The 13,426-nt window shown below is 62.4% G+C and carries 14 protein-coding genes and 1 tRNA gene; 5 read left to right on the top strand and 10 right to left on the bottom strand.

The features are described from left to right. Window positions 1–207: 207 nt before the first annotated feature. The 4 genes from NN5_RS16865 to NN5_RS16850 all read left to right on the top strand — a co-directional run bounded on the left by NN5_RS16865 (window position 208) and on the right by NN5_RS16850 (window position 3,957). Complete coding sequence (locus NN5_RS16865) at window positions 208–1,290, top strand: zonular occludens toxin domain-containing protein (protein ID WP_067735901.1); 1,083 nt, start codon at window positions 208–210, stop codon at window positions 1,288–1,290. 65 nt (window positions 1,291–1,355) lie between these two features. Further along, the gene (locus NN5_RS16860) at window positions 1,356–1,610 is read left to right on the top strand and encodes an AsnC family protein (RefSeq protein ID WP_157081186.1); all 255 of its coding nucleotides are present in this window, start codon (window positions 1,356–1,358) and stop codon (window positions 1,608–1,610) included. Then, window positions 1,607–3,169: a type II secretion system protein GspD gene (locus tag NN5_RS16855; protein WP_067735894.1), complete on the top strand. Its 1,563-nt coding sequence runs from the start codon at window positions 1,607–1,609 to the stop codon at window positions 3,167–3,169. Before NN5_RS16860 ends, NN5_RS16855 begins: the two co-directional genes overlap by 4 nt. A gap of 494 nt (window positions 3,170–3,663) precedes the next feature. Beyond that, window positions 3,664–3,957: a hypothetical protein gene (locus tag NN5_RS16850; RefSeq protein WP_067735891.1), complete on the top strand. Its 294-nt coding sequence runs from the start codon at window positions 3,664–3,666 to the stop codon at window positions 3,955–3,957. A gap of 92 nt (window positions 3,958–4,049) precedes the next feature. Here NN5_RS16850 and NN5_RS16845 read toward each other — a convergent pair whose 3' ends face one another. The 9 genes from NN5_RS16845 to NN5_RS16805 form a co-directional block, all read right to left on the bottom strand. Beyond that, entirely contained in the window at window positions 4,050–4,235 is a 186-nt protein-coding gene (locus NN5_RS16845; protein WP_067735887.1) for a hypothetical protein, read from the bottom strand. Between the two features lie 13 nt (window positions 4,236–4,248). After that, window positions 4,249–5,028 (bottom strand): MBL fold metallo-hydrolase, encoded by a 780-nt coding sequence (locus tag NN5_RS16840; protein WP_067735884.1) that lies wholly within the window; start codon window positions 5,026–5,028, stop codon window positions 4,249–4,251. Next, window positions 5,025–5,801: a TatD family hydrolase gene (locus tag NN5_RS16835; protein ID WP_067735881.1), complete on the bottom strand. Its 777-nt coding sequence runs from the start codon at window positions 5,799–5,801 to the stop codon at window positions 5,025–5,027. Before NN5_RS16835 ends, NN5_RS16840 begins: the two co-directional genes overlap by 4 nt. Further along, the gene (metG, locus tag NN5_RS16830) at window positions 5,801–7,360 is read right to left on the bottom strand and encodes a methionine--tRNA ligase (RefSeq protein WP_067735878.1); all 1,560 of its coding nucleotides are present in this window, start codon (window positions 7,358–7,360) and stop codon (window positions 5,801–5,803) included. Before metG ends, NN5_RS16835 begins: the two co-directional genes overlap by 1 nt. 29 nt (window positions 7,361–7,389) lie before the next feature. Next, entirely contained in the window at window positions 7,390–8,364 is a 975-nt protein-coding gene (locus NN5_RS16825) for a DNA polymerase III delta subunit-related protein (RefSeq protein ID WP_067735875.1), read from the bottom strand. After that, the gene (tmk, locus tag NN5_RS16820; RefSeq protein ID WP_067735872.1) at window positions 8,361–9,008 is read right to left on the bottom strand and encodes a dTMP kinase; all 648 of its coding nucleotides are present in this window, start codon (window positions 9,006–9,008) and stop codon (window positions 8,361–8,363) included. Before tmk ends, NN5_RS16825 begins: the two co-directional genes overlap by 4 nt. Next, window positions 9,005–10,129: a D-alanyl-D-alanine carboxypeptidase family protein gene (locus NN5_RS16815; RefSeq protein ID WP_245656574.1), complete on the bottom strand. Its 1,125-nt coding sequence runs from the start codon at window positions 10,127–10,129 to the stop codon at window positions 9,005–9,007. The genes tmk and NN5_RS16815 overlap by 4 nt, the downstream gene beginning before the upstream one ends. Window positions 10,130–10,226: 97 nt before the next feature. After that, on the bottom strand, window positions 10,227–11,234 hold the full coding sequence (locus NN5_RS16810) for an SPOR domain-containing protein (RefSeq protein ID WP_067735865.1): 1,008 nt from the start codon (window positions 11,232–11,234) through the stop codon (window positions 10,227–10,229). After that, window positions 11,218–12,249: a lytic murein transglycosylase gene (locus NN5_RS16805; protein ID WP_067735862.1), complete on the bottom strand. Its 1,032-nt coding sequence runs from the start codon at window positions 12,247–12,249 to the stop codon at window positions 11,218–11,220. Before NN5_RS16805 ends, NN5_RS16810 begins: the two co-directional genes overlap by 17 nt. Before the next feature lie 144 nt (window positions 12,250–12,393). On the opposite strand from NN5_RS16805, the gene NN5_RS16800 reads away from it, so the two are divergent. Continuing rightward, window positions 12,394–12,483, top strand: a tRNA-Ser gene (locus NN5_RS16800). A gap of 135 nt (window positions 12,484–12,618) precedes the next feature. Here the strand turns inward: NN5_RS16800 and NN5_RS16795 are convergent. Continuing rightward, window positions 12,619–13,407, bottom strand: a complete 789-nt coding sequence (locus NN5_RS16795) for a DNA-binding transcriptional regulator (protein WP_067735859.1) — start codon at window positions 13,405–13,407, stop codon at window positions 12,619–12,621. Between the last annotated feature and the right edge of the window lie 19 nt (window positions 13,408–13,426).

Here is a 13,426-nt window from a genome sequence, read left to right as displayed (position 1 = left end):
TTAGTGTGCTGTGAGCGCGCTTCGCAACGCAGTCATAGAGGCCGAGGTTCTTGCTCTGATCGGGGATGATGTGGTCGCCGCACCTTGGTTCATGTGCAATGGATCGCAGCTGTCTGACGATTCCGTGTCGTTCCTGCGCCAAGTCGTTTCGCTCGTGATCGATTTGTATGAGAGTGAAGGCCGCGCGACATCGCGGAGGGGGCGCTGATGGCCATTACCGCGTACACCGGCCCTCCGGGCTCTGGCAAAACCTATGCTCTCGTGCATGACGTTCTTCTTCCCGCGCTGGCCGATGGTCGGCGCGTTTTTTCGAATATTGATGGTCTGAACTCAGACCTGATCCTTGATTACCTTGAGGCTAAACACCCGGATCGGGCCGGTAAGTTCGGTGCGCTAGAAAGGTTCGACGGTGTTGACGCCATCGAGCCGGGCTTTTGGCCGGATGTGGACCGCAAGGATATGTCAGCGAAGGTTCAGGGCGGCGATCTGGTTATTTTCGACGAGGTGGGCATTCACTGGCCTATTTCCGGTCAGTTCCCTCGCGACATTGGCAAGTTTCTGCGGTTCCATCGCCACTATGTCGATGCGAACGGGCAGAGCACTGACGTGGTCTTGGCGACGCAAGGGGTGATGGATCTGCACCGGCATTATCGCGCGCTGATCGAACGGACTTACAAGTTCAAGAAGCTGTCCACGCTCGGTCTCAATCGGTCCTATGCGTGGTCGGTCTGGGAGGGCTCGACGCAGCGGAAAGGCGAGGCGGTCGTTAACGGTCAGGGCCGGTACGACAAGGCGATTTTCCCGCTCTATAAGTCGTACAAGGGGCCGGGTGGCTCGGAGACATCGACCGACAAGCGGGCCAACGTTCTGCGTCAACCTAAGGTTGTCGTTACAATCGCGGGCGCCGTCGCCTCGATGCTTGCTGCTGTGTGGTTCCTCTGGTCGATGTTTTCGGGCGGTTCCCTTGGCGACGATGTACAGCCTCAAGCGGTCGCATCTGAGGTTTCTGCCTCTCCGTCACCTCGGCAGGCTGTGGCCGGTTCTTCCTCGATGCCATCGCCTGAGCCCTTTTCGTCGGCGTGGCGTATCGCTGGGATGATGCGGGTTCCCGGCGTGCAAGTCGTGGTGTTGTCCGATCAAAAAGGCGCTGTTCGCTACGAGGACTTGTCAAACTGTTCGATGGTGAACGGGCGGCCTTATGTCTGCTCGATCGATGGTCAACGCGTCGTCTCTATGGGAGGTCTCGGACAGGTGTCGGGGAAGGGGGCAGGGTCGTGGTCAGGCCTCTAATCGTTGCGGGCTTGGGCTTTTGTTTTGGCGTCAACCTTGGGTTGTCGCTGTTTAAGGGGGTTCTCATGGCTAAGATGCGTGAGTCTTCTGAGGTCGCTGCGATGGTCAGGCGCATGTTTACGGCGCTTGCTCGTCGTTCTGCGGACGGTGATCTTGAGGCGCTTGTTGAGCTCGATCGGCTGCGTGAGCCGTTGGCTGTTGCTACTCAGGCTGCGGCAGACGGCGCTTTGGATCGTGAATACACGTTCGGGGATATTGCGCGCGCAATGGGTGTTTCCCGGCAGGCCGTGCAAAAGCGCTTCGGAAAGGCGGTGTCATGAATGTGATGCGATGTGCACATTTCTCGCGCCAGGCGGCGGCCTCGATCGCCGCCGGCGTTTTCATAAATCACAGCAAAATGTGTCCGCGGCTTGCGCCTGGCTCACATCGTGGTGTCCTTAAGCGTAAGTCGCTCTTTCTTCTTCCTCTGGCAGCCCTTTTTGGTGGCGTAGCCACCGCCAAGCCTTTTGAGCCGTTTTCTGCCGCTCCTACGCTCGCGCCATCGGGCGTGTTCTTGCAACTGGATGCTGTGCCGCTTGGGGAGGTTGTCACGATCATGTTTCGCGACATCCTCAAAACTCCGTATGTTGTTGCGCCTGAGGTTGGCGCGGATCGGCGGCCTGTGTCGGTGCGGTTGGATGTTCCGTTGCCTAAGGCACGTGCTGCGGTGATGGCGTATCTCAAGGCGTTCGGTTTGCAGGTCGATCGCGTCGCCGGTGTTGATCAGGTGCGCCTTGTTGGCGGTTCTTCGGGTGCTGGTTTTTTGCCTTCCGTCGAGGGTTCGGCGCCGATGGCGTTGGCGGCGCCTGTCAATCCATCGGTTTATGCTGAGCAGTCTCCTCGGAGCGCTGACCCAAGAGCTGGCGTAGAGGAGACTGCCGCGGCCTATTGGCCGCGTTTCCGCTCCCCGGCGTACTTGGCGAATGTCCTCGGCTCGCTCCTGCCGAAATTGCGCTTTGGGTCGAATCCAGCTGATGAACCTCGTCTGGGGTTTCAAACCGATCAGGCGCAATCTCGTGATTTGTTGGCGTTTATCGGCCCGGTTCAGGATGTCGAGAACGCTCGGGCCGTGCTCACTGCTATCGACGTTGCCGAGGTCGGCCTGTCGATCAAGGCAACCGTCTACGAGGTTCAGACGGGTTCCTTAAACCAATCTGCGTTGTCTCTGGCCGCCAGTTTGCTTGGCGGTCGTTTCGGTGTGGCGGTGGGCGGATCGGCGTCGCCCATGGACAATTTTTTGAAGCTCACGACCGGAAACGTGCAAGCTGCACTGGGCGTGCTGTCATCGGACAACCGGTTTCGGGTGGTGACGGCACCTTCTGTGCTGGCGCGATCTGGAACGCCAGCTGTGCTGACGTCAGGCTCTCAGGTGCCTGTGTTGGGCTCCATTTCCTACGAGGGCCAGTCTGGCACGCCCGTCCAGTCCGTCGTGTACCGTGACAGTGGAGTGATTTTGAAGGTTACGCCGACGGCTTATCACGATGTTGTAGACCTCGCCGTCGATCAGGAGATTTCTTCGTTCGTGCGCACCGATACGGGCGTTTCGGGCTCGCCTACGCTCATCAAGCGGTCGGCCACGAACCGCGTTTCCGTTGCTCCTGGCGAAGTCGTGGTGCTCGGCGGTCTTACCGATGAGCGTGACACGTCGGCAAAATCGGGCTTCCTCGGTTTGTTTCCCTCGAAACGTACAGAGAAATCCCGGACTGAAATCCTCATGGTTTTGCAGGTTGACCGTTCGAGCGCACAAGGTTTTGCGCCTGCCCCGCAGCGCAGCGAGGAGCAGGCGCAAACGTTGTTGCTGCCATCGCTTTCGGCGCCTTCTGATGAGCAGGGTCTATAACCATGCGAATTTGTGTCAAAAATGTCAGTCAAGGTGCGATTTGTTAATGTTAGAATGTCATTGCATTAACCATGAGGGATAGTTTCAATTGGCGTTGGCGTTGGTCAAATCCTGCTTGGCTCTATGCTGCATTTTGCCCGGGATGGTATAAGCGCAGAAGTATTCCCTTGGCTTGTTCGAACGACAATTGACGCTGTTCTCCGCAGCGTATCTTATCAGCTATTTGAGGCATGAGATTCGTAGTGGGGTCGTTATGGCGGATGTTAGGGCATTTAGGCGTGAGAAACGTCTCAAATCGCTTGATGAATGTGAAGGTCCCGTTTTTAGGGTCCTGCCGGTGCCGCGGAATTCTACCAGCGTATTTGTTCTTGTTACCGTGGGCTTGTTTGTGGGCGTGATGTTGGGCTGTTTCCTGTTTTTGTAGGATTGCTGCGGATTTGGCCTTGTGTCGATTATGACTGAACGGTACTCAGTACGTGCAGGGGGGGTCTCTGATGATTGACATGAAAGACGAAACGCCGGACTGCTCGGGTCAGTCTCTGGCCGATTCGGAAGCGGAAATCAGAAAGCGCACGCCTGATGAGCAGGCTGCCGCAGAGGCGACAGATCGGCGGGTTAAGTACGACGCGAAGCTGGCCAAGATGGGCATTGAGCGTTTTACCATCCAGACTCGCTGGGAGGCTAAAGAGGCGTTTCGCTCTCTTAGTCGTCTTTTGAAGGGGCCGCATGGCGACGAGCATGTTGCTGCGCTTCTTGAATTTGTCGCAGAGCGGGAGCGGATGCAATGACAGTCCGCTCTCCGAAATCCACCACCCAGATTGATAATATATATTATGTTAAATCAGAAGTGGTCCGATTTGAGAGGCGTCGGCGCGCCCTCTCACTGTTCGATGCGGAAACCCGTGACCTGAATAAGCAGAACGAGCCCGATGATGATGGCGCCCCAGATCGCGGCGTACTGGATCGTCTTGCTCGTGCCGAGATTGCGGAACGGCGCGCCGCGTGTGACCAGGATCAGACATGCGATCACAGAAATGATCGAGACGATCATACCCGTGGTGCTCATGCCCGGATCGCCATCATGCTTCGATCACCATGCCGTCGAACGCCACTTTGACGTGATCCGGCACTTCGCTGGTCACGGCCGCGTAATCCATGCTCTTGTCGAGATGTGTCAGCACGACAGTCTTAACGCGCGTGGCTTCCGCGAGTTCCAGCGCCATGCCCAGATGCGCGTGCGTGGGATGCGGTTCGCGGCGCAGGCAATCGACGACGAGCAAGTCCGACCCGTAATAGGTATCGACCATGCCGCGGGTAATCTCGCTGAAGTCCGTCGCGTAACTGACCGATTTTCCGTCACATTCAAACCGGTATCCGGTCGATTGCGCCGGCCCGTGCGGCATCTGCACGTGATCGACCCGAAAGCCCTCGCAGAGCCGCAAGGTATCGAGATTGTCGATCGTCGCGATCGTCGGATAGCCTTCCTGCCCGGCGAACACATAGCCGAAGCGCTGGCGCAGGCGCCGCACCGTTTCGGAGGCGGCAAAGCCGGGGATCGGCCCGCCACGGCCATAGCGCAGCGGCCGCAGGTCATCGATGCCATGGCAGTGATCGGCGTGATCGTGCGTCCAGAACACCGCATCGAGCCGGTGAATGTCGTTGGCAAGCAACTGCGCGCGCAAGTCGGTCGGCGTGTCGACAAGGATGCGGCTGCCGGCATCGCTTTCGAGCAGGATCGAAACGCGCGTGCGGCGGTTCTTCGGCTCCAGCGGATCGCACTGACCCCAGTCGGCCCCATGTTCGCCGCCCACGCGCGGAACGCCGGTGGACGTGCCGCTGCCAAGGATCGTCACTTTCACGCGGCGGCTTTCCGGAACAGCGCGAAGAAATTGCGCGTGGTCGCCTCGGCCAGATGTTCGGGCGTCACGCCGCGAAGGCCTGCCACGAAGCGCGCGGTATCGGCCGTATAGGCCGGTTCACACTTGCGTCCGCGATGCGGCACCGGCGCCAGAAATGGCGAGTCGGTTTCAACAAGTAACCTGTCTTCCGGCAGCTCGGCCGCCACGGCCTGCAGGTCCTGCGCGTTCTTGAACGTCACGATCCCCGAAATCGAAATCGTCAGCCCCAGATCGAGCATCTTGCGGCCGAACCCGGCGCTGGCCGTGAAGCAATGGATGAGGGCGGGAAAAGCCCCCTTCTCCATTTCCTCGGTCAGGATGCGCGCGGTGTCTTCCTCGGCATCGCGGGTATGGATGATGAGCGGCAGACCGGTTTCGCGCGACACCCCGATATGCGTGCGGAACAGCGCCTGCTGCACCGCGCGGTCGGACTTGTCATAGAAGTAATCGAGCCCGGTCTCGCCAATGCCGATCACTTTGGGATGCGCGGCCGCTTCGAGCAGAGCCCCCTCGCCCAGATCGGCATGTTGGTCCGCCTCGTGCGGATGGATGCCGACCGAGGCCCAGACATCGGCTTCGCGCGCGGCGGTGCCCACCACTTTGTCCCACTCGCGCTGGCGGGTGGAGATGTTGAGGAAACCGCCGATACCGGCCGCGCGCGCACGGGCCAGCACGCCCTGCTGATCTTCGACCAGACCTTCGTATTCGAGATGGCAGTGCGAATCGATCAGCATCAGGCAGGCTCGTCCGCCGGCAGTTCGAGGCGCGGGAACACACCCATGGGCTGAGACAGCGTGAAGCCGCTCGCCGCCAGCGTTTCCAGCCAATCGGCATCGGCCAGCGCGGCATAATCGCGCGCATCAGCCGCCACGCCCATCTGGTCGAGCAGCTTGTCGATCGCGGTCGGCACGACCGGACGCACGGCCAGCGCCAGACTGCGCACGCAGCGCAGCAGCGTCATCAGCACGGCTTCCATGCGTTCCGGATCGGTCTTGCGCAGCGTCCAGGGCGCCTGTTCGTCGACATACTGGTTGCAGGCGAAGACCGCGCGCATCCAGCTTTCCAGACCGTTCGAGAAATCGAGATCCATGAAAGCGCGGCGCAGGCCGGCGATGCCCAGCGCGACGGCGTCCGAGAGCGCGATATCGGCTTCGGCGGCAGGAAGACCAGGCTTGAGCACGCCGCCCATGTTCTTGAAGATCATCGACAGCGTGCGCTGGGCCAGATTGCCAAAGCTGTTGGCCAGCTCCGCATTGCAGCGCGTGACGATCGCTTCGTGCGACCACGAGCCATCCTGCCCGAAAGCCACTTCGCGCAGGAAGAAATAGCGCAGGATATCAACGCCATAGAGTTCGGAAAGCGCGATCGGATCGGTGACATTGCCGAGCGACTTCGATTCTTTCTGCCCGCGATTGAGCAGGAAGCCATGGCCGAACACCTGCTTGGGCAGTTCGACACCGGCGCTCATCAGGAACGCGGGCCAGTACACCGTATGAAAGCGAACGATGTCCTTGCCGATCAGGTGGAGGCTCGCCGGCCAGTACTTGGCGAAATCCCCGCCTTCATCGGGGAAACCGAGGCCGGTGATGTAGTTGGTGAGGGCATCGACCCACACGTACATCACATGGTTGTCGCTGCCCGGCACCTTGATGCCCCAGTCAAAACTGGTGCGCGAGACGGAAAGGTCGCGAAGGCCCCCTTCCACGAAGCGCGTAATCTCGTTGCGGCGGGTTTCCGGGCGGATGAATTCGCTCGAAGCGTACAGTTCCAGCAGCCGGTCCTGATACTTCGACAGGCGGAAGAACCACGATTCCTCGACAGTCCACTCGACCGGCGTGCCCTGCGGGGAAAGCTTCTCGCCCCCCTCGCCTGCGACCAGTTCGCTCTCGTCGTAGTACGCCTCGTCGCGAACAGAGTACCAGCCCTCGTAGCGGTCCAGGTACAGATCGCCATTGGCTTCCATGCGCCGCCACAGTTCTTGCGTGGAGGCGTGGTGGCGCGGCTCGGTGGTGCGAATGAATACATCGTATCCGACATTCAAGGCATCGCACATGCTCTGGAAATACCCGGACATCTCCGTCGCCAGTTCCATCGGCGTCATGCCCAGGTCGCGCGCCTTCTGCGCCATCTTGAGGCCGTGCTCGTCCGTGCCGGTCTGGAACCGCACGTCGAACCCTTCGGCCTTGCGGTGGCGGGCAATGACGTCTGCGGCGATCGCTTCATAGGCATGGCCGATATGCGGCTTGCCATTGGGATAGCTGATCGCGGTCGTGATGTAATAAGGCTCGCCCATCGGCGGTCGCACTTTCTCTTCAGGTGTGTCTAGCGAGCGGCCTCTCTAGGCATCGCCGCCGAGGCCAGCAACCCGCCAATTTCCATTATGAGGAGCCCGGCATCGAAATTGTAGATGGGCGCCTGCGAACTGAGCGTGGTCAAAGTGCCGTGCGCCTCGATAATCTTCATCTGCCGCGCGCGCGGCGCATCGGGCAATTCGGCCACAAGCACGCTGCGGGCGAGTTCCAGAGCGGCAAGCTGCCGGTCACGCGGGGGGCGCGCACCCATTTCATCGGCCAGTGCGCCGCGCAGATGAAAGTCTGAGTCGCCCTCACGCAAGATCTGCATCATCAGGCGGTGAATGGCGCCCAGATCGTGCTCCACGAAATTGAGCGCCACACCCGGCGATCCGCGCGATGCGGCAATGGCCGCCGCCCGCGCCTCGGAATCCGCTTCCGGCACGTCCCGGCGGATGACGGCATCAAGCTCGTCCGGCCCCAGCGCGGCGAAGCGCAGGACCCGGCAGCGCGAACGCACGGTTGGCAGCAGACGCCCGGGCTGGTGGCTGATGAGCAGGAAATAGGTTCCCGCGGGCGGTTCTTCGAGGCTCTTGAGCAGGGCGTTGACCGCGTTCTTTTCCAGATCGTCCGCCGGATCGATGATGATCGCGCGGCGGCTGCCCAGGGTCGGACGCGTGGTCAGCCGGTGCTGCATCTGGCGGATCTGGTCGATCGTGATGTTGCGCTTGGTCTGATAAGGCTTGCCCTCCGCCTTCTTCTTGGCCTCATCCTCGTTAGAGGGCAGATGCTCCAGGATATGAATGTCCGGGTGCGAAGCGGCGTCGGGCAATTTACCGCCCGGCTCCTTGACCAGTTCGGCCGCTGCCGCACGGGCAAAAGCCCGCTTGCCGAGCCCCTTGGCGCCCGAAAGCAGCCAGGCGTGATGCATACGCTCGGAGCCGATCGCCGAAAGCCACTCCTGCCAGGCGAGTTCCTGTCCGATGAAAGGCTTTGTCCGGCTCATGGCGTGGGCAGCAGCGGAGCCGCCGCGGCCAGAATGCGGGCGTGGGTTTCATCGGGCGTGCCATTGCCGTCAACGCGGGCAAAGCGGCCGGGCTCGTTCTCGGCAAAGGCGGCGAAAGCATGGGCTACGCGGGCATGATAAGCCGTGTCCCGTCCGCCGATGCGGTCAGTGCCGCCGGCATCGCGAAGGGCAAGCCGGGCGGCCGCCGCTTCGGGCGCGACTTCGATCAGGAGCGTCAGATCGGGCAGGAAGCCCATGCTGCCGATGGCGTGCAGGGTCAGGATATCCGCGTCCGACAGCCCGCCGCCGCCGCCCTGATAGGCCCGGCTCGAATCGAGGAAGCGGTCACAGACCACCCACGCCCCGCGCGCCAGGGCCGGGCGGATCAACTGCTCGACATGATCGGAACGCGCCGCCGCGAACAGCAAGGCTTCGGCGCGCGGATTCCAGCCCGGCCCGTCGTCCCCCGGCGCCCCTTCGAGCAGCAGCTTGCGGATCGCTTCGGCGCCCGGCGTGCCGCCCGGCTCGCGCGTGACGACCACCTCGACCCCGAGGGCGCGCAAGGCATCCGCGAGGAGCCGGGCCTGCGTCGACTTGCCCGCCCCTTCCCCGCCTTCCAACGCGATGAATCGTCCCGTGGTCATGAAAACAGGTTGATAAGCCCGTTGCGCAGCCTGTCCAGCGGCCCCGCCTTGCCGATATCGCGCCCGGCGTAGAGTGGCACCCGGCCCGGCGTCAGGCCTTGCACCTGGATTTCCAGTTCCCCGACCTCATCGCCCTTGCGGACCGGCGCCACCAGCGGCCCCTTATAGTGAACCGACAGTGTGATCTTGGCCTTGCTGCCTTTGGGAAGCGTGGCGTGGACTTCGCGGTTGGCAACCAGCGGCACATTCAGGTCTGCGCCGTCCTGCACCCGGGCATTGGCAACGGGCTGTCCCTTGTCGAACAAGTGGCGCGGCGTCCACGCGGAGAAGCCCCATTCCAGCAAGGCGCGGGCAGCGGCATCGCGCACCGGCGTCGTCGGCGATCCGGCCAGAACCATGACCAGCCTGCGCCCCTCGCGCTCGGCCGTGCCGACGAAGTTGTAGCCGGCCTCGCGGGTATAGCCGGTCTTGATCCCGTCCGCGCCGGGCACCACGCCTACCGTCGGGTCATGGCTGCGCATCGCGACATCGCCTGCCTGCCCATGCCAGAACCAGCGCTTGTGCCCGGAAAACTCGCGGTAAAGATCGGGGTGGCGCATGATCATGGCATCGGCGAGCTTCACCATGTCGCTGGCGGTGACATAAGTATGACCCTCGTCCATCCACCCGTTCGGGGTGTTGTAATGGCTGCGCGTCATCCCGAGCCGCCGGGCGGCATCGTTCATCTTGTCGGTCCACGCCTTGACGCTGCCCGCATAGCCCTCCGCAAGCACGACGCAGGCATCATTGGCCGACTGCGTCATGATACCATGAAGCAGATCGCGGGTCGTGGGTCGGTCCTTGACCGTCAGGTACATGTTGGTGCCCTTGGCGAACCATTCCTTTTCGGTCTCGGGCCGTTCGGCGAAGACCCGGTCGAGCGGCAGGCGCCCCGCGTCGATCTCTTCGAACGCGACAAAGGCCGTCATCACTTTAGTGACCGAGGCAGGCAGGAACGGTGTATCGGGATGGCGCTGTTCCAGCACCTGGCCGGACCCGAGATCGACCAGCAGGCTGACCGGAATCGGCGCCAGTTCCGCAGGCGGCGTGGGAACGGCAGCCTGGGCGGCGCCTGCGGTCATGGCGACCGCCAGCCCGAATGGTACGATAGACTTCAAGACCCGACTTCTCCCGCACGCCCGCGCGGGGCGCCATAAGCGCGCGGAGCCGGTCATCCGGTTAATCCGCAGACTGGATTCGGGCGTCCTTATAGCCAGCGTGGCGGACCTTCTCCAGCGCCGGTGCGGCTTGTGCACGGTTTGCGAAAGGCCCCGTGCGCACGATCCAGTATTTGCCGTTGTGCGTGACACTGCCACCCAGCTGTTTCGCCACCTTGCGGGCATTGGCTTCGACCGAGAACGCGCCCGCCTGAACCATGAAGGCCCCCTTGGGCGGCTTGGCGACCGGGGCCGGCTCCGCTTTCGGGGCTTCCGGTTTCGGCGAAGGCACAGGCCTTTTCGGAGAAGGCGCAGGCGGCGTCTTTACGGACGCGGCAGGTTTGTCGGACGCGGCTTTCTGCGGGTCAGGCTTGACCGGAGCCGGCTTGGCGGCCGGTTTCGCCGTCGCCGGTGACGACGTTCCCGTTGGCATCGCTGTCGGCATGGTGGGAGGCGTCGAAGGGGGCGGCAGCAAGGGCGCCTGATCGGCCAGTTTGCGCCGCAGGACCTTGAGCAGTCCTTCGGGCGTTTCCATCCGCTCGGGTGCCCTCTGGCCGGTGCGCAGCATGGCGCGTTCCTGCTCGGGCGGATTGACGCGCCGCACCCGGACCTGCGCATGGCTGCCCGGCACGATACCCAGCTGCTGCGCCGCCATCGGCGACAGTTCGATCAGGAGATCGTTGACCATCGGCCCGCGCCGTTCGAGGCGCACGAGAATGGTCTTCCCGCTCGCAAGCGAAGTCACCTCGACATAGCACGGCAGGGGCAGCGTCTTGTGTGCGCCGGTTACGCCGACGAGACTGGCATCGCCCACCGACGCGTAGCCTACCGCGTCATAATTGAGCTGGTCGGTCGGCGTCCAGACCGTCTGGTCGATCGTGAAGGGCTGGCCGATCACCACTGGATAATCGGCGGCAGGGCCTGTCACGGGTGGGGGAGGCGCATCCTTGTGGTCCTTGGCGCCGGCAGCGCCCGCGCCGAGCAGCATCAGGGCCGCAAGCGGCAGAACGCGGTTAACGGGCAATCTCATCGGCAAGCAATCCCACGGACATGGCGTAGTAATTCGAGCAATTGTACTGAAGGATAACCCGATAATTCCCGGTTAACAGATAGGCGGGCGTCCCCGGCCCGTCGGGCTGGAACAGCGAGACGAGCACATCGTTGCCAATCGGCGCGAGTGGTGAGACGCCCAGTGCGCGCCATTCGGACACGGTCTTCCACTGCGAATGACGCGCGTGAACTTTTTCGCAGCTCGGCGCGGTCAGCTTGGTGGGATAGGCATCGACATTGAAGCCCGAAGGCACGGCGGCCCTCACGCCCCAGGGCTGGCCGGGCCGCCATCCCGCATCGCGAAAGTAATTGGCGATCGAGGCAATCGCATCGGCCGGGTCGAAAATGTCGGTCCGGCCATCGCCGTCCCCATCGACGGCGAGGCGCAGATAGACGCTGGGCAGGAATTGCGGATAGCCGAAGGCTCCGGCCCAGCTGCCCTTGAGCGTGCTGCGCGGCACGCCGCGATCGATCATCTTCATCAGGGCGATCAGCTCGCCTTCGAACAAGTCACGCCTGCGCCCTTCCCAGGCCAGCGTCGCCAGCGAACGGGCAAGATCGAAGTCGCCGGTATAGCTGCCGAAATTGGTCTCGTGCCCCCAGATTGCGAACAGAATCGGCGCGGGCACGCCGTAGCGCTGCTCGATTCGCGGCAGCATGGCAGCCATCGAGACGTAGCGCGCACGCCCCCGGCTCACGATCGAACTGCCGACATGCCGGGCGATATAAGGCGCCATCGGCGGCGGACCGCCCCTGCTGCCGGGCTGGGAGTTGTCGAGATCAATCACCCGCTGGTTCGGCGTCAGCCCTGCCAGCGTGCCCGTAATCGCCGCCTCGCTCACGCCATCACGCCGCGCATGAGCGGCCACGAGCTGCAGATAGGCCGAAAAACTTTCCTGCTGCGCATCCGCCCGCATCGAGGGCAAAGGCAGAAGGGCAAGACAGGTGGCCAGGGCGACAATGCGCAGAGTGCTGAATTTCGAGAGGGAAATCATCGCGGGCGAATTTCGCACAAACAGCGGGACTTGCAAACCGCCGGGGCATCGCCGCCGTGGACAGTCCGGCGCACGGGCAATGCCATTCACCGAACCAGACCCCCTTGCGCCAGCGCCGCATTGGGCTATGCGCGGAAGGATAGCGGACAGGTGGCCGAGTGGTTTAAGGCAGCGGTCTTGAAAACCGCCGTGGGTTCACGCTCACCGTGGGTTCGAATCCCACCCTGTCCGCCACCTGGCTCTTTCCCGACATCCCGGCCCATCTTGAGAACGCTGGCGTTTCTGCGGCCTTGCGAGATGATTCGGGGCCTCTCGCGAACCGGGCTCGTATCCGGTGGGTATTTTGCACAGCAGCCAGCCATGTATCGATCACGACAACTTTGATTCAATTTTCTTCGAAATTTCGATCAATGCATCGCCATATTTCTCCAAGGCCTCGCAAGACGCGATCGCCGATCGTATCCATATGATCGAGAGGCACCCGATCACATCGGATTGCCGGAAAATCGGCACGGCAAGCGATGCCGTCTGCAATCGGAATTCCCCGCCATCGCGCACGGCAATTCCGCGCTCCCGCGTCGTTGCCAACATGCGCTCCAGAAACTCAGGTTCGAGAAATGGCTGGTCCGCGGGATCGCCGAGCCTTCGCAAGTGCTCGACGATCAGATCCCTTTCGGCATCGGGGCAAAAGGCCAGATAGGCCCGCCCCGACGATGTACGAAGGAGCGGAAGGCGCGAGCCTGTCATGGCGCGATCGATCGACAAGGGGGAACGGCCGTGTGTCGTTTCCTGAATGACCATCGCCGCATTGTGATAAACGGTCAGGTCCATGGGCCAGACAACCCGTGCGGAATATTCGGCCAGGATCGGACCGGCCGTCTGGCACAAGGCGGATGTGGTGCCGGCACCATCCCCGAGCGATGCGGCCAGCGGTGTCACGCGAACCAGCCGCGCACTGGCTGAAAAGGCCACGTAACCGGCCTCTTCCAGAGTTTCCAGCAAACGGTAGACAGTCGGCCGGGGGATATCGAGAGCCCTGGCGATCTCGGACGGGCGGGTTTCTCCCATCGCGCTCACATAGTGCAGAACCGCGAGCCCGCGCGTAAGGGCACGCACGGACTCGGTTCTGGCACTCACTGCTGGCCGGTGTTCGGACATTTTCGCACTGTACTGCCTG

This window comes from Novosphingobium naphthalenivorans NBRC 102051, assembly GCF_001590985.1.
GTDB classification, from domain to species: Bacteria; Pseudomonadota; Alphaproteobacteria; order Sphingomonadales; family Sphingomonadaceae; genus Novosphingobium; species Novosphingobium naphthalenivorans.
The sequence above is the reverse complement of the archived record's forward strand: the minus strand, read 5'-3'. Positions and strand labels throughout refer to the sequence as shown.